Annotated in this window: 10 protein-coding genes and 1 pseudogene; 4 read left to right on the top strand and 7 right to left on the bottom strand. The window is 47.0% G+C overall.

The window, feature by feature from the left end:
- Together J7J62_04525 and J7J62_04520 are read right to left on the bottom strand one after the other, a co-directional pair.
- A partial coding sequence (locus J7J62_04525; GenBank protein ID MCD6124419.1) for a hypothetical protein occupies window positions 1–1,561 on the bottom strand: 1,561 nt, incomplete at its 3' end.
- Window positions 1,562–1,639: 78 nt separating this feature from the next.
- Complete coding sequence (locus tag J7J62_04520; protein MCD6124418.1) at window positions 1,640–2,713, bottom strand: M42 family metallopeptidase; 1,074 nt, start codon at window positions 2,711–2,713, stop codon at window positions 1,640–1,642.
- 184 nt (window positions 2,714–2,897) lie between these two features.
- Between J7J62_04520 and J7J62_04515 the strand changes: the two genes are divergently transcribed.
- On the top strand, window positions 2,898–3,818 hold the full coding sequence (locus J7J62_04515; protein MCD6124417.1) for a glycosyltransferase: 921 nt from the start codon (window positions 2,898–2,900) through the stop codon (window positions 3,816–3,818).
- Window positions 3,818–4,513, top strand: coding sequence for a 16S rRNA (cytidine(1402)-2'-O)-methyltransferase (gene rsmI, locus J7J62_04510; protein ID MCD6124416.1), 696 nt, complete (start codon window positions 3,818–3,820; stop codon window positions 4,511–4,513). Before J7J62_04515 ends, rsmI begins: the two co-directional genes overlap by 1 nt.
- Here rsmI and J7J62_04505 read toward each other — a convergent pair.
- From J7J62_04505 to J7J62_04485, 5 genes are all read right to left on the bottom strand, one after another.
- Window positions 4,506–5,060 carry a ribonuclease HII gene (locus J7J62_04505; GenBank protein ID MCD6124415.1) on the bottom strand — a complete coding sequence of 185 codons (555 nt, stop codon included), beginning with the start codon at window positions 5,058–5,060 and terminating at the stop codon, window positions 4,506–4,508. The two genes, rsmI and J7J62_04505, sit on opposite strands and share 8 nt — an antisense overlap.
- 9 nt (window positions 5,061–5,069) lie before the next feature.
- Window positions 5,070–16,508, bottom strand: a complete 11,439-nt coding sequence (locus tag J7J62_04500) for a hypothetical protein (GenBank protein ID MCD6124414.1) — start codon at window positions 16,506–16,508, stop codon at window positions 5,070–5,072.
- Window positions 16,508–17,149: a histidine phosphatase family protein gene (locus tag J7J62_04495; protein MCD6124413.1), complete on the bottom strand. Its 642-nt coding sequence runs from the start codon at window positions 17,147–17,149 to the stop codon at window positions 16,508–16,510. The genes J7J62_04500 and J7J62_04495 overlap by 1 nt, the downstream gene beginning before the upstream one ends.
- 7 nt (window positions 17,150–17,156) lie before the next feature.
- On the bottom strand, window positions 17,157–19,967 hold the full coding sequence (locus tag J7J62_04490) for a hypothetical protein (GenBank protein MCD6124412.1): 2,811 nt from the start codon (window positions 19,965–19,967) through the stop codon (window positions 17,157–17,159).
- 61 nt (window positions 19,968–20,028) lie between these two features.
- Complete coding sequence (locus tag J7J62_04485; protein MCD6124411.1) at window positions 20,029–20,844, bottom strand: glutamate racemase; 816 nt, start codon at window positions 20,842–20,844, stop codon at window positions 20,029–20,031.
- 142 nt (window positions 20,845–20,986) lie between these two features.
- On the opposite strand from J7J62_04485, the pseudogene secA (J7J62_04480) reads away from it, so the two are divergent.
- A pseudogene (gene secA, locus J7J62_04480) lies at window positions 20,987–21,424 on the top strand (preprotein translocase subunit SecA).
- Window positions 21,425–21,451: 27 nt separating this feature from the next.
- The coding region (secA, locus tag J7J62_04475; protein MCD6124410.1) for a preprotein translocase subunit SecA at window positions 21,452–23,006 on the top strand (1,555 nt) is incomplete at its 3' end.

Below are 23,006 nucleotides of genomic sequence, written 5' to 3'. Positions count from 1 at the left end.
CTAACTCTCTGAAAAATGCATTATGAACGGTGAATACTGTAATACATGTGTCGTTGCTATGGTCTTCATCTGAACTTAATGTTGTCCATGCTCTTATGTAGTAGTTTGCGGCTTCACTCGGACTCGTCCAATCAAACGAAAAGAACTTGATTTGTTCGTACCCGACCTCGGTAGGCGGACTGAAGAAAAACCTTACTACAGGTGTATCAGTGGCAGAAAGTTTATAAATCCTACCTGCTACGGTAACAGTATCAGTGGAAAGCCCTATGCCTCGTACTACCACATGGAGGTCGAGTCTGCTGCCAAGGTTAATAGGACCAAGAAGAATCGTATCAGCACTAACATCGTCTAAAGCACCAAAAATAGAGTAAACACACAAATCATCAAGATGGAAACCAGTTCCAGAACCGCCGTCTGCATTAAAATCATTTCTCACTATGAATCGCAACCGAATGTCTTCACCACGATAATCGAGGAGATTAAGTTTATTATCAATTGGTGGCGTCGTTGGCGGGTCGAAACACGAATCATCCGTCCATATCGTCCAGCCTATAGCTGCGCTATTGCGGGCATAATCATACATCAACCTTTCCCATGTGATTCCATTGTCGGTGGTTATGAAAAGCATGTAATAATCTTCAAGCAAATCATCCCCGTCACCATCAGCATCGGGCATATCGCAGAAAACAGCGAAAGTAATATAACTCGCCGCTGAGTCGGGAACATGAATTATCGGAGTGGTGATATAATAGTTTTTCCCTATTGTATTGGGGGCAACAAGTGAATATGAATCGGAGTGAGCGGTGGTGTTAGTCAGAGTAAATGTGCCGTAGCCATCGCGAGGGCTGAAATTGCTAGTATCAACGGCGAAATCGGCGAAAAATGTATCGATAGAGTCCTTAACGACAATGTTGTCTATAAGCACACCATAAAACCCCGCAGCAGGTGTATCAGCAGTGCAGACGGCAGGGTCTGCTGCGAAAACGAATGCTATTATCACGGAATCCCCAGCATAGGTGGAAATATCGAAAACCTTCCTTTCCCAGCCAGTAGTGGAACCACCCCAACCGGGTATGCTGTCTCCTTCGCCGTTAAGGGCAAAACAATACATGCTTCTGCACGGATAAGCTGGGGTAGGCTCTATAACTTGGAACGTCGCGCCACCATCAGTGGAAATCCTGACATTAAAACCATCCCAGCCATCGTAAATCCTGTACACTGCGGGCGGCTCAATGTTCATGTTGAGCATGAAACTAAGCTGAACGGGACCGGTGTGAGTCGGTGGGATATAAAACTTTCTGCTTACCAGATACTGAAGCCACCAGTTGCTGTAACCGTTAATGGAATCTATCCCGCACCACCAATACCCGCCGTCGTAAGGGGGAGCCGAATGTCCGTGAACAGTTATCGTATCGCTTCTTATGTGCCAGAATTTTTGGTAGAAAATCCAGCCAGTGGTGTCCCAGTGGTCATCGAAGTTTTCGAAAAGCAGTGTATCTATCTGACCCCACACTGCACCAGCAAGAACCAGCGCAAAAACAAACGAAAGCCTCTTAAACATGCTCGCCCTCCTTTTTCAGATTACTCCAGACTAATATCAGTAGGAAAAATCAATAAGTCAAGAAAATATGAAATTTACTTAGCCATTTCTTATTTTTTCCAGAGCTTTCTCGTCAAGTTTTTTAATGGTAGCAACCAGAAGTCTTACGAGATTTATGAAGTCGTCGAGATGAAGTATGCTGTTGTGGGAGTGTATGTATCTCGTGGCGACAGAAATAGTAAGTGTAGGCACCCCTGAACGAGTCCGAGCTATCATTCCGCCATCTGTTCCACCGCGAGTTAGCGAACCAAGCTGATACGGTATGCCCTCCTCCTCAGCGACCGATATTACAAAATCCCTGAGCCTTGGATTCGGTAGCAAGCTCGCATCCATAACCGATATTGAGGGTCCTTTACCGCACTTTTCCGCGAAGTCAGTGTCCTCGGAGCCTGGTGTATCAGCTGCTATCGTCACATCAACGGCAAAAGCTATGTCTGGTTTAACCTCAAACGCGCTGGTTCCTGCGCCGCGCAGCCCGACCTCCTCCTGAGTGGTCCCAACGGCAAAAACCGTGTTCGGATGCTCATCACCTTTAAGAGCCCGTATAACTTCGATAGCAGTAGCAACACCTATCCTGTTGTCCCATGCTTTAGACATAAGCATTTTCCCGTCACCAAGCTCGTAGAATTCACTTAGAGGCACTATAGGGTCGCCGGGTTTTACTCCCAGCTTCTCTGGAGCATTGTAGCCTTCGTAGGAGCCGATGTCTATGAACATTTTATCGGGCTCAATAACTTTCTTCCGCTCGTCAGGGGTGAGTATGTGGGGAGCCTTAGCACCAATAACTCCGACTATTTCTTTTCCGTCACGGGTCCTTATGAGCACTTTTTGCCCAAGAAGGACATGTCCCCACCAGCCACCTATGGTGTTAAACTTTATGTAACCCTGCTTGGTTATCCCGCGAACCATGAAACCGACCTCATCCATGTGACCGGCAATCATTATGCGAGGGGTCTCATTAGTCCCGCTTTTTCTGGCAATAATGCTCCCCAATCCGCATATTTTTACCTCGTCCGCTATATCCTTAACTTCTTCCCTGAATAGTTTTCGGATGTCATCCTCGAAAGATGATGGACCAAATGCGGTGGTGAATTTTTTAAGGAGAGCTACTATTCTTTTGCGTTCTTTAGCGCTCAATCTCTCTTTCGCCAATTTTACCTCCCATTTAAATTACAATTTTTTAAAGAATTAATTTCGCTTTCATTGCTTATATATAATTATCTGTTTTCAAAGAAAAAATCAACTAAAAACTTGCGAATTAAAATTATTTTGAAAAATTATCAATGGAGGTGAAAATATGAAAATATCAGGGTTTTCCTTTGTTAGAAATGCTATAATACTCGATTACCCAGTTGTTGAGTCCATAAAATCAATACTTCCCTTAGTCGACGAATTCGTTATAGCCTGCGGTGATTCCGAAGACGACACGACAGAAATTATACGGAACATAGGCGACCCAAAAATAAAAATTATAGAAACCGTATGGGACCCTGCTGATTTCGTTGCGGGCAGGTCCAATGCAGTCCAGACGAATATAGCACTTGACGCATGCACGGGCGACTTCTGCGTGTATCTTCAGGCTGATGAGGTTATACACGAAAAGTATCTGCCAGTAATAAAAGCTGCATGCGAGAAATATCTGGACAAAAAGGAAGTGGAGGGATTTCTGCTTTCATTCAAGCATTTCTGGGGTGACTACAATCATTACCATTGGACACACCATTGGTATAGACGAGAGATAAGGGTTATAAGAAACGGTATAGGAGTGAGGAGCTGGCGCAGTGCGCAGGGTTTCAGAATCGGGGAAAGGAAACTAAAAGTGGTGCAAATACCCGCCGAGGTCTATCATTACGGTTGGGTCAGAGACCCGTTAAAAATGCGCAAGAAGATGATAGCATTGGATACCGTCCACATAGGTGAGGAAGAAGCGCGCAAGAAAAACCTTCCCGAATATGTTCCCTTCGATTACGGTAGCCCGCGAAACCTAAGGCTTTTCACCGGAACCCACCCGAAAGTTATGCAGGAGCGCATATCAAAAAGAAATTGGGATTGGCTTCCTGAAAGCCCTGTGCGGCATAAGCACGACAAACTCTGGGTGCGATTATGGTCGTGGCTTGAGGAAAATGTCTTTCACACTCGGATAGGCGAATACAGAAACTATATAAGATTAGGCTATGATTCATCGCTGGGGCAATACATCGGTAAGGAGCTTTGGTGATGAAAATTTTCCGCGCCAAAGATGCAAAACTCTACATCGTTCCAACACCTATTGGCAACCTTGACGACATAACTGAGCGAGCAATTGAAACCCTCAGCACAGTTGACATTATCTTTTGTGAGGACACAAGACGAACGAAAATCTTGCTTTCCCACATAGGAATAAAAAAGCCCCTTCTATCGCTTCACAGCTACAACGAAAAAGTTCGGACCGAAAAAGTTATTAGCAAACTTCGCGAAGGGAATGTTGTAGCATATGTCACCGATTCAGGCATGCCCGGTATTTCGGACCCTGGTGGATACCTTGTTCGCGCGGCTTATGAAGAGGGATTTTCCATATGTGTGCTCCCCGGACCAACGGCATTCGTTCCAGCGCTGATACTTTCCGGGCTGAGGACCGATAAATTCGTTTTTTTAGGCTTCCCGCCATCAAAAAGTGGCGGAAGAAGAAAACTTTTACAATCGATAGTCGAGCTGCCGTACACACTGATTTTCTATGAATCACCTCATAGACTTATAAAATTCCTCACTGATGTAAAGGAAACTCTCGGGGATAGAACGGCTGCGGTCGTGCGTGAAATATCCAAAATTCACGAGGAGACGATTCGCGGTAAATTAAGCGAGCTCATTAAACACTTCTCCGAAAACAAACCACTGGGAGAAATAGTCGTTGTAATAGAGGGCAAAATCACCTGATTCGGAAACTCTGTCTGTGAACAAGACACGGACCAAGAGCGTTTAGCGCCTGATAATGGAACTTGGTTGGATAGCCCATATTATGGTCAAAACCGTAACCTCTGAAAATCTCTCCTAAGGCTCCCATCAACATGTCGCGCGCCACCTTCGCCACTATCGATGCAGCTGCTATAACTGGTATTTTTCTGTCTCCGCCTACGACCGGTCTTTGAGCTACCTTTAGTCCCGGTATTTCCCAGGGTCCGTCAACGAAAACAACCTCGGGAGCAATATCAAGTCCCGCCACAGCGTTTCGCATAGCGAGAAACGAGGCATTCCGTATGTTAATAATATCTATTAATCCCGGCGGAACCGCATAAATCGATACGGCTTTTGCTCTGGCAAGTATCTCACAAAAAAGTTTTTCCCGCATCTTTGGCGTTAGACTCTTTGAATCACGCCATTTGGAACCATCTATTATCACAGCGGCAGCAACCACAGGCCCTGCTAAAGGACCTCTGCCGACCTCATCCACACCGGCGACAATTTTTGCTCCACTATCAAGCATCTCCACTTGTTATCTTGCAACCACTATGGTTCCCTTGCATATCAGCTCGTCATTTATGAATATCATATAAATGTATATTCCAGTCGGCACAGGTGTGCCATCTTCATACTTCCCATCCCAGAAATTTCCGTGCGTGGGAACTGTTGGTTTAAGGAACAACTTTCGCACAAAATTACCATCAGGGGTTAGTATTATCGCTGTGGCTGGTTCATCCAGCATACCCGGATACACGAAATAAAGCACATCGTTCCTTCCGTCACCATTAGGCGTAATGGGGATCGGGAACACATCGCAGCTCGTCTCGAACCTTGGAATAAAGTAGAAAGTAGTTTCAGCGCAGTTTCTACCACAGTAAAGCGCATTATCGCATGCTTTCACCCTTAACCAGAGGGTGTCTCTTATTCGCGGCAAGCCCCCAAGCGGCAGATGATTAATTCCCGCATAGAGAGTTACAATTGTGTCCCCAGCTATAACCACAGCCTCTGAAATGCCTGACAGGCTATCTGAAATGGATATCTGTGATATCTCTTCTGAGTCTATTATTCCCTCGTTTGGTGAGATAAGCTCGATCGCAGGAGGTGAGATGTCCACAACGAACCACACGGAATCTGTGGCACCGGGATTACCCCATACATCGCGCACCTGAACGACCGATATACCTATAGTATCGCCGTCATTCCACGGCTGATAAGGATATATAAACGCCGTATCTCCAGACCAAACCACTTCATAACTATCGCTCAAAACGAGCGATGCCGTATCCACGCCATCGGGGTCGGTAACCAAAAGTAGAATTGGTCCGTAGCGGCACGATGTAAAGTCACCATTATTTGGCATCAGGAACCTTACATCGGGTCCCTCGCCAGGGGTCGAGATAATCGTTAAAGTATATGTGGTCTCACTCCTGTCCGATTCGCGCATGAAGTCCAAATCACGGTCGCATATGTGAAGAGTTATGCGTAGTGTCTCGCCCAGCGGTGGAATCACGAGTCCGGGCAAAACCACAAGGAAACTATCACCTGATGACACCACACTTACTCTGAGCGTTTCACCGTCGACAATCACATATGTGCAGGTAGAATCCACGCCGCTGCTGTCAAATGCGGGTATGGTTATTGTCACGGTTTCACCGGGATTCGGTTCTATGTGCGGAAGAATTACATAAGGCGGCAGTGTATCATCGTCCAGAGTGAAGAAACTGAATGTATCCATTGTACAATTGTTGCCGCATACCAGTGCATTATCACAGGTTCGCAAGAAAACATAGATGGTCTCGTTCTCGTGGTAATACAAAAGCACCGAATCAAGCTCCGGGCGCCATGTGAAGTGCCTATTAACCTCAAATGGGTCGATGGAAAGTGTCGATGCTGCGAAAGTCACTCCGGTTGAATCTGGCGTTAAAAACCATGCCCGCCTTGGAGTAACAATTTCAACCGCAATCGAATCATCGTTGACACCTGCTGGCTCATCCGTTACTGCAACTCTTATTATCGCAAGCGAATCATAAACTGGCACGGTGGTGTCAGGCTGGATGAATCTTGCATCGGGAGGCAATAAATCCACGACGAAAATCCATGTAACTGGAGGTAGCCAGTTGAATAATGAATCACACCCTATCGGTTTTACCCTGAGCACATCACCATGAGAAAACATTCCCGGAGCATTAAATATTATGGTATCACCGCGAAGCGAAAGTTGAGGAGGTCTATCGCCCCATACGAATCTTAGCGTGTCGCCGATAACGAGCCCAGCCGAGTCGTAAATAATCCCGTCGGAATCGTGGAGCACAAACCATATATTCCCACCATCACAGGATATTATCGAATTGTCAGGCGGTGATATGAGCTCAACGGTGGGCAAACCAAAAAGCCCGTAAACAACCAATGTCGTATCAAGATAATTTGGTTCACAATAATCAGGGGAATCTCCAATGCGTATCACCATTGTATTGGTTCCCGTCACCAGAGCTATTCCAGCGGAAGCGAGGTCCACGAAAATTGTATCGCCAACAGTACTTACACCAGGCGACGAAGAGGTGAGGGTATCATGTCCCACGATGAGGGTAAATGTGGACCAATCCACACCACTTATCGAGTCCACCAGCACAAACCAGAGAACAGAAGACGGCGATATTGCTGTATCATTTTCCCATGCTATCAAGACAGGCGGTGAAAAGTCGAATACAACCATGCCGTATAGAGCGGAAACGAGAGGATTGCCATATATGTCGTCGGCGCGCAGCAAAGCATACTGTAATGTCTCACCAGAAGAATACCTGCTCAAATCGTATATGAGGGTATCAGCCTTTAATGTGAGGGCAAGCGAGTCAGTCGTGAGGGTGCCAGCGTTAGCCACGAAAACAATGGTTGATTCAGCCACACCATCGGGGTCAGAGATAAGGAGAAGAAGGGTTGTATCCCGGCATGAAATTATCGCTGCAGAGTCGGGCGGAAACACGCGCGATGCCACAGGACCAGTCATCGAGGCAATCCTGAAACTCCAGCAGAACGGGGTCATAACATTAGCAGAGCATATTCTAACCGTATCAGCAGCAACGACGCAAACCTCAACCGTGTCGCCCTCGTGGAAAGCGACGCCTGCGCTATCGCAAACGAGTCTAAGTGTATCGCACTCAAAGTATACACCCGCAGAGTCCACTGTGAAAGTATCACCATTAACAATTAAAACTATAGTGGATTCGTCGACCGCTGTTATTGAATCAATAAGTATCACTGATATCGTGGGCACCGTTGTCCTCACCTCAGTCGATGGCAGCGGTTCAGGGTTTATAGCTATTGGTGGCGTAGTATCAACAACGAGATGGAGGTAATAGCTCGTATCATTGAGGGCAGTATCAACCATATTGAGGGCGATTACTATCGTATCACCGGTTTCATACGGTGGCGTGCTCCACGAAAGCGTGCCAGCCGAAGTTATGCTGAACGGCACAGACGAGTCGTTAACCACAACTGAACATGCTCCCTCAAAGATGCCAGACTCATAATCCGCCACAATCGCGAAGGCACTTTCAGGACAATTCGTTACCACAAACTCAGGCGGGAACCTTCCCAGAAGGCGCGGTGGAATAGGGTCATAAAGCCAAGTAAAACACGACTCAGCAGCGTTATTTCCGCAAAGCTGCGCAAGATCAGAACTCTTTATACAAACCGTTAATGTACCAGTAGTATCTATTCCGCCAAATATCAGCAAGCTTTCATGAGGGCAAATGTCCGCCGTGTCGCCAGCGAATGAGGGCAACAAAACTGTTCGCACTGAATCGTGATGGTAATCGACCAATCTAAGGTTAATTATGGTGCTGTCACGATTGACACCAGCTATATCATCAATTATCAATGCTTTGATGCAGCTATCTCCGAAAAATCTTGGGGAAACCCAGCCAAAATGTGGAGAAATTATGCCTATCTCAGGGGGAAGGGTGTCCACAACAAACCAGTAGCGAAGCGTATCCACCATCGAGTATCCAGCGGAATCATACGAAATGAGGGCGACATGAACGGTTTCCCCGTGCTCCCATGAGGGTGAAGGAACATAAATGAGGGTATCATGAGAATAAATGAAGGCTACCGAATCTCCGTTAACCCAGAGAACTGTTCTTCTTAGATCAATACCATCTTCATCGTATAAGTATATAAGCAATATCTGTTCGGTGTCGCGACACGAAATAATCTGGGATGGCGTTGGCACGATTGGTATAGCTGTGGGACCACCTGCAACGACGAACACGACCCAGCACAAAGAATCCTCATTAGGACCGCAAACATCGGGCATATCGCTTGCCCGCGCACAAATAGTAAGGGTTCCAGAAAAGGCAGTAAGAAGCGTTCCCGGCACGGATGCAATAGAATCATGCCAGAGCAAACCGCTTCCTATGGTAAATGTATCCATTCCACCCTCAATCCAGAGCATTATGGAGGCAGAATCAACTCCGCTGCCCTCATCAAATATTACTACTGACACCCCGCCTATAAGGCTCGTTACGATGGAGCTATCCGATGGTGAGGGTGAGCCTAATGTCGGAGGACTAAGGTCCATAACGAAGCACCATTCTACAGGGTATGCTATGTCATTCCCGAACACATCCTGAGCTGATACGAGGGTAACGCAAACTGTATCACCATCACGCCACGGAGATGATGGAATAAATGTAAGGGTATCGTTGCTAAATTCGAGTTCGGGCGATGCGATATTGAAAGTGTCGCCCTCAACGACAAAAACTATAGTGAGGGTATCCACGCCATCCGCGTCAAAAATAGTCATAACAATGTTCTGCTCGGTCGAATCACATGCATTAAAGTCCCACCTTGCAGGAGATATTATCGTTGCCACAGGTCCTGATAGATTCACGAAATAGGTAAAGCAAGTCTCCGCCATCACATTAGCTGGACAAATGTCCGCAAGGTCTGCGGCCGAAGCACAAACAGTAACAGTTTCTCTGTCAGCGAATGTTATACCCTCAGCTCTACAATCGACCACCGCGCCACTGTCGGTCCACAGGAAGCTGACTGTATCGCCGTTAATCATAATAATTATGGTTGCCGTGTCCACGCCGGCAGGAGAATCGATGAACTCAATCCTAAATGAGGGCGAAGGAGTCGTTATAACGGTGCTTTCTGGCGGGAAAGCGCGCGCATACGGAGGCGATAAGTCAACGATAAACATCCCCTCGATGTTGAATGTATCAGCGTTGCCCGCAACATCGGACGCGCTAAACAGTATCGCCCTCACCGTGTCACCATGGATGAGGGTATCTGGGGTAAATATTAACGAATCACCCTCATACGAAAGCCGTGGATCAGATATCGTCAGGGTGTCACCTTCATAAATAACTGTTATTGTGCTTTCCTCGATTGACGATTGATTATCTATAAGGCGCCAAATTATCCTTTGATCAACACAGGATGTAACAGCCCCGTACGGCGGGTGGAGCAGGCTGGCGGTAGGTGGAGTACGATCAATAAAGTATGTGAAGCATCGCAGTGCCATCCCGTTCGGGTCACACCAGGTAACAAGGTCGCGTGCCGTTATGCACACGAACACAGTTTCACCGTCGGCGAAAGCAAATGAGGATAGGTTTACACAGACGGTCTCCGCACTGGTGGTTCTGTCGGTGACGATGCCATTAACCAATACTTGGATTGAGGAAGTATCCACGCCGGCGATGCTGTCGAAAACGCCTGCGCACCAGAAGTAATTTATGTAGCTGCTATCGTGAGGGTCAACGAAGGTAATGAGGGGTGGGCTTCTGTCAATAACTATGTGCCATGTGGGATAGCCGAAGCCAAAATTCCCGAGCGTATCCGCGCTCTGGCTAACATAGAATGCTATCGTCTCGCCATCGGCAAGAGAGAAAGGCGGTGAATACCTGAAACTCGTGTCAGAAAGTATCGTCATCCCCGGAGATGTGGTCAGAACCTCGGAACCGCGGAAATTAAATCTTGTAAGTGACCAGTCGATGCCGTGGACATCGTGTAGCATCACCTCAACAACAACTGTCTCGCAGGAAACCACAGCGCTATCTGGCGGAATAACAAGCTCAGGTTGTGGCGGCATAGCATCTATGTAAAACCGCCAGCACATACTATCGCCTATGTTGGGACCACACAACCACACCGAATCCTTGAACCCATCGACGCAAACATATGTAGTCCCCATGGAGTCAAGACCGATTCCAAGCGCTGAAAGGTCAGAGTAAAGGCTCTCCCCCGACCAACTTAGCTCGCCCGATAGATATGTTAGAGTATCAGTTCCATTTATAATCATTATAGCACTATCATAGTCCACTCCAGAGGCATTATCGGAAACCCGCACCGAGAGCAAGGGAGTGGTTATTGTAAGAATAGTTTCAGGGAGCGGGTGAGGGTCAGATATGACTGGAGCCGTAGTATCAAACCCTACCCAGAATGTATCGGGACCGCCAAGGTTGCCAACCTTATCTTTCACCTGAACCACGACATCAAACATCGTTCCCTCGACGAGGGCGGTATCGGAATCGAAATGAAGAATTTGCCCACCCGTAAGATAAACAGCCGACGAGCTAAGGTCGCATGAATCACCATCAACAATAAGCAATATCGAACTTGTATCTATCCCGGAAATATCGTAAAGTCGCCATTTCATCGTATCATAACAACTCGTCCACACCGAATCGTAAGGGAATAGCATTATTATGATTGGCCCCGTGAAGTCATAAAAATACTTGAAGCAGTAGTCGCCCATAAGGTTAGGGGTGCAAAGCGTTGGCATGTCCATAGCATTAACACAAATAAGCAAGCTTTCGCCGTCATATGGAATATACCCCATCCCGGAAACGCTAAATGTCAGTGTATCGTTCGAGTAGCGCATGTCACCGGACGGGTATGTGAACAATAAACCATCAATACGCAAATTTATCGTAGCAGGGTTGACACCAGCTATATCGTCAGTCAAGACAATGGTTATGGTTGACCCAGCTGAGGCAAAACCGCTTCTTGCGGGAGGGTGAAGACTCGCCACATAAGGCGGCGAAAGATCGATCACAAAAACCACCGATTCGGGAACGTCGGGACTGCTCATCCCAACCATATCATCAGCACGCGTCAGCACTGCGACCACCGTGTCACCATCCGACCATAAACTCGAAGGCGTAAACTCAAGAGTATCATTGTAGAAGCTTAATTCAGGGTCGCTTATCGTGTATATGGTCCCATTAACATTAAGCCTTATCGAAGCGGAATCCACGCCATTCCCATCAGTTATTCTGAACATAATGTTTTGATCGTTACACGAACTTACAGCTCCACTCGGAGGAGTCAAAAGGGTTACCAGCGGGCCACTCGTCGAAATTATATAATGCCAACATGTGTCGGCCATCTCGTTAGGTGGGCATAAATCAGGATTATCAGAAGCACTAATGCAAACCGTTATGCTATCCCCATCATCGAATGTCATGCCACAGTCAAATGGAGTTATGGAAACCACGCTATCATCCCAACTGACGCATCCGCTACTCAACCCGAATGGCGTCCCATTTACCGTCACAACGATAGATGAGACATCGACACCAGCTCCAGAGTCAGCAAGCCCTATCAAGAATGTGGGTCTGTCAGTCATTATTGTATCTCCCGGCGGTGGTGAAATGGATGTTACCACAGGTGGCGAGTAATCCGTGAAAAAGTGCAAGATTACCGAATCACCGGCAAGCGGATGCCCAACATGGTCGGTAACACCCCACAGCACCACGGTAACCATGCCCTCAGGATAAGGCAAAGAGGGCATAAATGTAAGCAGTGAATCGCCTGTATAACTTAGTTCAGGATTGGCAAGAGTATAGTTAACTCCGTTCACCCTCAAGTTAATAGAGGTAAGTGAAACCGCATAATTATCAGTCAAAACCGCCTGTATTCGCTGGTTATTGCAAGTCGTGTATGAACTTTCCGGCGGCATAATGAACCTTGCCAACGGTCCCTCAAGGTCAAAAATGAATCGGGCACAGGAGGTGTCACCCTCATTAGGACCGCAATATGAGGGCGGAACGAGGTCCCTCGCCCCTACACAGACAACATATGTATCACCTGATGAGGGCGATATTCCCGCCGACGAGAAAACGAATCCCACACGAACGCTATCCCTGTCAAACCAATACCCGCTACTGACCAAAGTCCCAGCCACAAAAACCCTTATCCCTGTGCTATCCACTCCTGCCTCGTCTCTAAGATGGGCGTAAATGGTATCGGTCGGATCACCAATGAACGAGCCTGAGGGCGGAGCAAAGGCTATAACTTCGGGTCCCTCGGTGTCAATAAAGAACCGCCATGGCCCACCAAAACTTATATGATTCCCGGCAAGGTCGTTTGCGGACACTACCTCGATCTCAACAGTGTCACCGTGCGAGAAAGGCACGCTTGGCGAATAATAAATAGTATTTGATGACCACCAAAGTTCTGTGTCAGAGAGGTCATACGAAATTCCGTTAACTGAAACTCTTATGGTAATCGTATCGACGCCAAAATTATCATCAAGAACTATTTTTATCGTTCCGCTCTCGCAGGCGAAGAAAGAAAGCGATTCCGGGAAAATGAGCTGAGCATAGGGCCCAGAGAGGTCAATGTAGTAATTCCAGCAACTATCTGCAACGAGGACATTCGCACCGCAATACCTTGCAAGGTCACCCACGGAATCAAGGCAAAAACTTAGAGTTTCACCATCACTGAACGATAATCCCAGTGAGTCTAAATCTACGATGAAGCGTCCTCCAGAGTATCTCACCCCAGCCGATGTGCCAACAAATGTGCTGGAACCGATAGTTATCGTGAACGACAAAGTATCCACTCCGGCAAGCGAATCTACTATTGACAGAGTAATCGTTGGTGTGGAATCAGCTATGAATGTATCGGGTGGTGGGTCAGTAGAAAGCCACACAGGTGGACTTAGATCAACAGTAAAAGTCCAGACATCGCCGCTTGTGGTGGTATTACCAAGAGAGTCCGTGGCGTGAATCACCTGAACGCTAACCACCTGACCGTCTGTGAAAGGAGTTGAGGGTCTGTATTTAGCTATCGAACCGTCCATAGTAAGCTCGCCGAGCCACGCTCTGAATGTGTCACTGTTAACTCTTATAGCGGTGCTCTCCGGTATAACGCCTTCGGGGTCGTAGATGTAAACCCATATCTGTTGAGTGTCACAGGAAGTATACGAACCTTCATCGGGGCGCATAAGATAGGTCGTCGGGCCAGATAGGTCAATGTAGAACCACCAGCAGGTGTCAGGCGACCAACTGTTAGGTCCACAGTAATCAGCGCTAACGCGGTCAGATACGCTTACGAGACAAACTTCGACGGTGTCGCCATCGCTGAAAGTAAGTCCTCTTACTGCCGAATTAAAAATTATTTGCCCCGAACTCCAGCTTACGCCACTGTCCGAAATAGTATATACTGTATCGTTAACCCTTATCGTTACAGTCGAACTGTCCACGCCCGCCGGAAAGTCCTCAAGCCAGATTCTCACAAGAGGTGATGGGCTCGATATTCCATCCCCAGCATCGGGAAAGTAGTCAACCAAAATAGGCGGTAGCGTATCCACGACGAACCACCAACTGTAGGTGGTATCAATATCGTTCCCGAATGTATCCTCAGCAGAGGTAACCTCGACCAAAATCGTATCTCCATGCGCGAAAGGTGCCGCTGGTTCAAAGAAAAGCGTGTCTCCCAAAAATCTTATCGACGGAGACGGCACGGAATAGCTTACCCCATTAACGCGAATAGTTACGCTCGATGTGTCAAGTCCATTAGGGTCGGAAAATACTATCACTATGAAGCTATCCGCACATGCCGTTATCGACTCTGGAAGCGGGAATACCATTTCAGCAAGCGGTCCTGCAAGGTCTGCTATGTATTTTATACAACTATCGCCCATGTTGGGTCCGCATAAAGAGGGTGGTATGCTGTCGCCCACCTCAAGGCAAACCAAAATTGTATCCCCATCAGCCAAAGAAAGCCCAGTTGTGGCAAGATTAAAGGAAAGAATCGAATCAGACCAGCTAAAACCCGACGGATAACTGAAACTGTGCCCATTAACGGTTATGGTGGCTGTCGATGGGTCAACTCCTGCACCGGAATCGTAAAGCGTAAATTCAACAGTCATCCACGACGGACCGAACATCGTCCACTGCGGAGGTGATATTGAAAGGAAAATAGGTGGCGAAAGATCAACCACGAAAAATCCAGAAAGAGTTGCGTAAAGCGGGTTTCCCAGCGAATCCTCTGCCGCAGTTAATTGCCAGTAAACCGTGTCCCCATCGCTCCAAGCGCTATCTGGGGCGAAGACAAGCGTTTCGGAGATAAAAGTCATATTCTCCATTGAGTCATATGTAACGCTATCCACCACCAAAACTATCGTGGTGCTATCCACGCCGTTGGGGTCAGTTATGGTTAATATCAAACCCTGGCTATCGCACGCCGTGAAAGCACTGTCGGGCGGACTCACAAGATGTGCGATAGGTCCTGACTGATCTATATAGAACCAGAAACAAAAAGGCGATGTAATGCAGTTTGGTCCGCAAAGATTGGAATCGACAATATCACAAGCCTGCGTGACACAGACATTAACCGTGTCACCATCTGAAAAACTTATGCCCGCAAGGCTCGTTGATATGTGCACCCTCGTGCTGTCCCACCATACAGAACTGTCCGACATTAAGAGTGTATCATCTTCAACAGTCACCACGACGCTTGATGTCTCCACAGCAGTGCGAGAATCGGTTATTCGAACAGATATGAATGGTGTATCCACAGCCACAGCTCCGCCTTCAGAGGGATTGGGCGCTGATGCTACAGGTGGGCTTTTGTCCACGAAAAAATTCCACCAGGGGTGCGAGGTTCGCCAATTTCCGTTAACATCGCGGGTGCGGATAATGTGCGCAGTAATGTTCCCCTCAGGGAGTGTGCCGACATAGAATGCAGTATCGCCAGTAGAGTTGGCATTAAAATACGGCGATGACGAAATATAGGGCATACCACCACCCGTTATGTAAAGCTGAACATTGGTAGTGTCTATTTGCGAGTAATCCCTGAAATAAAACACTATGGAATCGCACGCAGTAGTATCGCCATTTCCGGGGAAAACGAGGAACGCCAACGGACCAGCACAATCCTTGACAAAGCTCCAGCATTGCCGACTATCCGTCGTATCGAACCAATGTGGTCCGCACACGCTTTCAGGAGAAGAAATACCAACTCCTACTCTATCTACTGCTTTGCGAAGGCATACTTCAATGGAATCCTCGGCGGCGAGGTAGCCCATGGAATCGAGGTATCCCCAGCGCATAAAGAAAACCGAATCAGCATATGTCGGCACTGGATTGGTCATAGGCTGCCAGCAAAAGCCCGACGATCTGTTGGTAGGACATGTGAACCAGTATGAGTTAAAGCACATGCAAAGACCATCGTATGGAATCCCCGATGTCGTATCCATAACAACAACCGCTATACTTCCGACACCGCTGCAAACGGTGGTTCCCGGCGGCGGATAGCGACTGTCCGGGTCAAAAAATGGCAAATCAAGGTCCACATAGAAGTTCCACTGGCGCGGCGCCCCCTGAAGGTGAAAACCCGAGGTGTCATCTGCTGTAACGAGCTCAACCAATACCGTATCACCATTCCCGAACGCCGAATCCGGAACGATAACAAGAATCGAGTCACTAACCCAGCTAAGCGCGGAGTCACCCCAGTAATAATCGATTCCAGCAATCCTGACATGTATTGTCGAGGTGTCGACCGCATCAGTAGAGTCAGCTATTTTTATTTTTATAACCTGAAGGGAACACCCGCTCCAGTGCGCAGGAGTAGGTAGAATCAGGTCCGCATAAGGTCCGGGCGCTGACGCCCACGAAGCCCCGAAAAAACCAAGTAAAACCACTGCTAAAGCAAATTTTTTTGTGCCGAACAAACTCATCACATATGCTCTTCGGTTAATTTCGAAATGTGTCTATTGTAATTGTGTACATAAAGGACAAAGCCACGAGCTTTTGTGTGGTGGAACACGGTGTAGGCGCCTGTATCCATGTGAATTTTCCAGAAATACGGCTCTTTTATTTCGAGCAAACCAGCGATAAGTGGCTTTAAAACCGCTCTGTGAGAAACTACAACAAATGTCTTTCCAGAGTTAGTTTCCGCATATTCAACTAATGCCGCCACCGAACGAGCCATAACCTCATAAAGCGTTTCTCCACCTGGTATTTTGAGCTTCTCAGGCTGAGTAAGCCATAATTCATACTCACGAGGATACTTTTCCGCCACAACCTTATGTGGCACCCCCTCCCACTCACCAAGCGAAATGTTCGTGAATCGCTCATCAATTTTCAGCGGACAACTCTGTGATTCAGCTATTATTTGCGCCGTTTTAAGCGCCCTCGAAAGCGGGCTCGAAACTACAAAGTCCACTTTAAAATGAGCAAGCTCACGGGCAAGGGCTTCAGCCTGTCTAAGCCCATTCTCGTTTAGTGGGAAATCAGCCCTCCCGCGGAAAATCCCTTCTTTGTTAGCTTCCGTCTCGCCGTGCCGAACGAGTATTATTGTCGTCTTATCATGCTTCATTTTTGCTTTACTTCCTTTGAAGAATTTCTTCTATTGATATTGTTACTCGTCTATTTATACTTCTGCCTTCGGGCAATCTATCGTCTCCTATAAGCACCTCCTCAACCTTTCCGCCTTTGAATCTTAAAATTTTATAAGGTTCAAGGTCGCGCTTGCCCTCAACCACGAATTTTATGTTGTGGTCGTTAAGCCATTTCTGGAACTCTTTCCGGGTTTTAAGACCCAATGTGAACCTCATCAGCTCCTTAAAGAGATATAGTTCATGATTTGCTCTTTCATAAGAAAGCTGAAGGTTTCTTGCCGGGGTACCTATAATGTCAGTGTGTCCAACGACTCGTACAATGATTTTATTGCCAGGAATGTTAGCTTTACTAATTATCACCTTAGCAAGGTCCTCAAGGCGGCTCTCAAGATACTTCGATTCGCTTATCGCCTCGTCGAATGTAAACCTGACCATTACTGATGATTCCGTTCTATGCTCCCAATTCTCCACAAGAATAAGAATAGGTTCCGATAGAAAGTCATAAGAATGCCCGTACTTATCCTTAAGATGAACTGATATCTGATAGCTTTTTCTGGGGTCAATAAGGTTTCCCTCTTTGTCGCGCCAATTCCAAGGTATTTTCTTTGGCGGTGGACCTGCGCCCTCGGACAAAATGACCGTGGTCTCCTCGCCCTCGCCGGCAATAACGCAAACCATATGCGAATCAATGAGCGTGTCAGCTGTAATGTCGACCAAAATAACATTTTGAGCATACTCCGCTGGTATATCGAAATCTTTAGCCACTATAGCCTCCTTTATCGACTTGAAAACTATCTCCTCAGCGGTAAGCCAAACTTTAACGAGCGCTTTATCGGATTCCCTTTCACCAGCACCCAAAGCAATAGGAATACGCTCAAGGGGGCAGAACATCTGCATCTTGGGAAGCAAATAGTTTCTGAGCATATCGAGCTTTTCAAGGGTAAGAATTGGGTCAGTGCCCTTAGGCGGAATGCCCTCGATAAGAATAACTGCGTTGGCGTTGGAACACAACAATCCAGCAATTTTATCAGCTAATGTGTCGAACACAGCCTTCGCCGAATCAGGAAGGTCGGTCTCGTCAAGTCCTATCTCAAACTGGTATGCGAGAACATTGACTCCAATAAGCTTTGCGGTTATCTCGGCACGACGGTTTTCCTCGCAAATCATTTCCTTATCCCGTTTCGGGACATAAGGGCTAACTATCTTTATCCTTGGTCGCATATAGTCGTATTCGCTTGTGGGAACCAGTATTACCGACGATTTCGGCGCACCCAATCTAACCAATGTTTTTGCAACTCTTTCCCCTCTCCTACGAGCAAGTTCCTCGCCAAGAGTATCGCTTAATGTGTCAACATATCCTCTCACCTCAAGCAGCACTTCCGGGTTATCAATCATTCGTTCAGCAATAACGCTTAATGCGCGCATAAACCGTGGAGGTATACTATCCGAGTTAGGCTCGAAAAACACTATTGGTTCTAACGGCTCCTCCTGCCTTATGTAAGTCAGCGTTGGAATCGATATGAATGGCAATTTTGGCTTAACTTCAGCACGAACTTTCTCGTAAACCGTTATAGAGTGAGCAAGCCTGTTGTCAGTTTCGTCGGTTTCCAGTATTTTACCATTAACACCGGGAAACCTGCTGCCATCATCATCCACCGTTATGAATATCGAGTATGAACCGGGTACCTTGGGCAAAAACGATATGCTGTATCCTATCGTATCACCCACATCAAGCGGCGGCAATGTATCAACACGAACCACCTTCGTATCACCGTAGGCTACCCTAACCAGGGAAACGAGTACCGGCGAATCGATAGGGGCCTCACCGTTATTAGCGACCATCATTCGCATTTTAACTGTGTCGAGGGGTACGACATCGGCTATGCTGTCAATCATTACGAAAAGGTTGGGCTTTGGTGGTGGCGGTGGTGGTGGCTTAACACGTTCAGCATAAATAAGACTAACCTCATGAGAGACAAGCCCGGAAGAGGCGACCTCAGGAGTAGCAAAATGATATCCCATGCTGTACCCAAGGTGAAAACCACTCTTATAAAACGGTAAAACGAGCTCGACCCACGCTGAATAATTTCTCACGCCAGCAAGGAAATTCGCACCAGCATAGCTCAACTTTGCGCCCGCCTGCGGAACAAAACCAATGCCTGCCTGATACTTACCACCTGCCCACAGCCACAGGAATCGCCCCAAACGATAGTCCGCGGTAAAATTAAGTCGCCTTTGCGATGAGTTCTCACCGCTTGATACGGAAAGGCGCGGTTTGACAATATTTTCGAGCCACAGATTAATGTGCCCATTCTTGATTCTGATCCTTGCACCACCATCAAGACCAACTGACAAAAACCACGACCTATCAGCGAATACAGGGTCGTTGCCGACGAATTCGTGGAAATCGCTCACAGCATAGTGTCCATAGAACAATGTTGGCGATAACCATCCATTAACGCCAATTCCTATATAAGGAACATGGAACTCACTGGTGATACCTATCGGCGCTATCTTCTCGAGACCGAAGTATTTATTGCTTATGTGCTCAAAACGGCCGCCTAACCTGCCGAAATAAAGCTTTCGCGAGAAAAAAGAAAGTTTAGCCGTGTAAAGATTGTCACCTATACCGTAAAAAGGCTTTGCGAACTGAGCCGAAAAAATCCTCCCGTTCTCCCAGATAGGTATGGGAATCTCAGGCATTGGATTGGGGAAGAACTGTAAAGGCTCATTTATTGGCTGTGCATTTATTAAGGCTAAGACAGCAACAAAAGTTATGAGTGCAGTTTTCCTCATACCGAAACCTTGATATTTTTAATATAATAAACAAATAAAACAAACTCATTCAAGCTATTTCTTAAGTGTGATTTGTTATAAGCGCTATATTATCTATTTTTTCGCCTAAAAATCTTTCCCCTATCTCCTTAAACCTTTCGGGAGCATCTGAAACCATAAATTTCACGCTTCCTTCACCTGCATCAGAAAGAAGTCTATTTTCGGCAAGGAAATCCTTCACCTCCTCAGCTACAGCGGTGGCGGAATCTATAATAGTTATTTCATTGCCCACGACATTCCTTATAGCATTAACCAGAAGCGGATAATGAGTGCACCCCAAGACAAGTGTGTCTATTCCCTGCTCTACTATTTCGTCGAGGTAATAGTGCACAAAATACTCCACAGCTTCGCCCTCGAAAAAGCCCTGCTCTGCGAGCGGCACGAAAAGCGGGCATGGTTTGACGAAAATTTCCGCATCCGGCGCAAGTGATTTCAAAGCTTTCTGGTATGCACCCGAGTTGATTGTCCCGACAGTCCCTATGACTCCTATTTTTTTGTTTTTAGTCGCTCTAACAGCAGCTTTAGCACCGGGCTCGATAACACCCATCATTGGGGCAACTATCCAGCGAGCAAGCTCGTCCATGGCAAGGCTTGAAGCGGTGTTGCAAGCCACGAGCAAAAACTTTATGCCAAACCCCATAAGAAGTCTTGCATTCTGAAGCGCGAATTTCCTTACTATCTGCGGCGAACGTGGACCATAGGGGTAACGAGCCGTGTCACCGAAGTATATCAAATCTTCGGCAGGAAGAACCTTACGAAGCGCACGAACGACGGTAAGCCCGCCTACGCCGGAATCAAAAATACCAATAGGCCTTTTTGAAAGGTCTTGATTAATCATTTCTAAAAATTTGCGCTCTCGCTAAAATTTATCAAGAAAAAACTGTGCTACCGCTTATTGCCAAGAAAGTATCCAAGTTTAATGTTGAAAATGATAGATTTTTCATTATTTTATATGGTTAAAAATTACTTCTAACGGGAGTATGGGTTTGTTTAACAAAATATTTGGAACGGCGTCCGAGCGACACATAAAGAAGTTGATGCCCACAGTTGAGCGCATAAACGAGCTTTACGAAGAATACGCTGCGCTCTCGGATGATGAGCTACGCGCAAAAACAGACGAGTTCAGGCGAAGAATACTTGAGCAAACCATAGACCTTCACAAGGAGCTAATAGAACTCGATAATGAAATATCAACATGTCAGGACGCCGACGAGATAGAGGAGCTAAGGGACCAGCGCGAAAGACTCCTTAACGAAATCTTTCAGCGGGAACAGGAAGTTCTGAATGAGATTTTGCCCGAAGCTTTCGCCGTTGTTAAGGAAACCTGCCGGAGACTCGTGGGAACTGAGTTTACCCTGATGGGTCAGAAGATGGTATGGGACATGATTCCGTACGATGTTCAGCTTATCGGCGCCATAGTCCTTCACGAGGGCAAAATAGCGGAGATGGCCACAGGCGAGGGAAAAACGCTCGTCGCCACCATGCCGCTTTACCTTAATGCGCTCGCTTTTGACCACAACTGGGTCAAGCTTGCTTTGAATCGCTGGGGCGATGACATCGATAAATACCAATTCGTCCCGCTCGAAGCCGAGGACGAAACTCCTATACCGCCAGGACGGGGCGTTCATCTCGTTACCGTTAACGACTATCTTGCGCGCCGCGACGCCCAGTGGATGGGTATGATTTATAACTTCCTTGGGCTAACTGTTGGAGTAGTTCACGAAGGGATACAGCCCAGCACGCCGGAACGAAAGGAGCAATACCTCAAGGACATAACATACGGAACAAACAACGCCTTCGGGTTCGATTACTTACGCGATAACATGGCCGTAACACCGGAAGGGGTGGTTCAGCGAGAACATTACTACGCTATAATAGACGAGGTCGACTCGGTTCTAATAGACGAGGCAAGAACACCGCTCATAATCTCAGGACCTGTTGAGAGCAGCATAGCGGAAAAATACCGCAGGTGGAATGGACCTGTTCGCCACCTCGTATCTCTTCAAATGAGGGAATCTGCCAACCTTCTTGCTAATGCGCGAAGGCTTTGGAAAAAAGCGGAGGACCTCGAAGCCGAGGGCAAAGGAGGCGAAGCCAGCAAAATTCGCGGACAAGCAGCAACGATGCTCCTGATGGTCAAAAGAAGCACTCCCAAAAACCCACAGTATCTGAAGCTCATAAAGGAACCAGAAATCCTTAAAGCGGTAAACCACGAAGAAGCCATAAGGCTTCGCGATAAAACGATGAACGAACTCGACGAGAAACTTTATTTCGTAGTGGATGAACACGAAAACTCGATAAATCTTACTGATAAGGGAAGGGAAGAACTCGCGCGATTCAGCAAAAAAGACAAGGAAATTTTCGTTCTGCCAGACCTCGCCGATGAACTTTCCAAAATAGAGGGAGACGAAGAACTTTCTGAGGCAGAGAAGCAAAGGCTTAAACAGAAAGTTTACAAAAAGTTTGCCGAAAGAAGTGAAATAAACCATGCCATATCACAGCTTCTAAAAGCTTATGTAATGTTTGCCAAAGATGTCGATTATGTTGTCCAGCAGGGCAAAGTTATAATAGTTGACGAGTTTACTGGCAGACTAATGCCCGGCAGACGCTATTCGGAAGGATTGCATCAGGCTCTTGAGGCGAAAGAGGGAGTTAAAGTCGCCGGCGAAACGCAAACATATGCCTCAATAACGCTTCAGAATTACTTCAGGATGTATCGCAAGCTCGCCGGAATGACCGGAACAGCTATGACCGAAGCTCCCGAATTCTGGGAGATATACAAACTTGATGTTATCCAGATACCAACCAACCGCCCCGTGCGAAGAGTCGATTTCAACGATAGAGTGTATCTAACCCGCAAAGAAAAATTCACCGCCGTTATAGACGAAATAGAATTCTATCACAAGCGGGGGCAACCAGTTCTCGTTGGCACTGTCTCGGTGGAAGTATCGGAGATGTTATCCCGAATTCTCAAGCGGAAAAACATTCCTCACTCCGTTC

It is taken from the genome of bacterium, from assembly GCA_021159335.1.
Taxonomy (GTDB): domain Bacteria; phylum UBP14; class UBA6098; order B30-G16; family B30-G16; genus JAGGRZ01.
The sequence above is the reverse complement of the archived record's forward strand: the minus strand, read 5'-3'. Positions and strand labels throughout refer to the sequence as shown.

Bases quoted from the DNA above. Each gene is read 5' to 3' on its own strand.
- J7J62_04500 (MCD6124414.1), bottom strand. From the start codon at position 16,508: ATGAGTTTGTTCGGCACAAAAAAATTTGCTTTAGCAGTGGTTTTACTT.
- J7J62_04495 (MCD6124413.1), bottom strand. From the start codon at position 17,149: ATGAAGCATGATAAGACGACAATAATACTCGTTCGGCACGGCGAGACG.
- J7J62_04515 (MCD6124417.1), top strand. From the start codon at position 2,898: ATGAAAATATCAGGGTTTTCCTTTGTTAGAAATGCTATAATACTCGAT.
- J7J62_04485 (MCD6124411.1), bottom strand. From the start codon at position 20,844: ATGATTAATCAAGACCTTTCAAAAAGGCCTATTGGTATTTTTGATTCC.
- J7J62_04490 (MCD6124412.1), bottom strand. From the start codon at position 19,967: ATGAGGAAAACTGCACTCATAACTTTTGTTGCTGTCTTAGCCTTAATA.
- J7J62_04505 (MCD6124415.1), bottom strand. From the start codon at position 5,060: ATGCTTGATAGTGGAGCAAAAATTGTCGCCGGTGTGGATGAGGTCGGC.
- rsmI (MCD6124416.1), top strand. From the start codon at position 3,818: ATGAAAATTTTCCGCGCCAAAGATGCAAAACTCTACATCGTTCCAACA.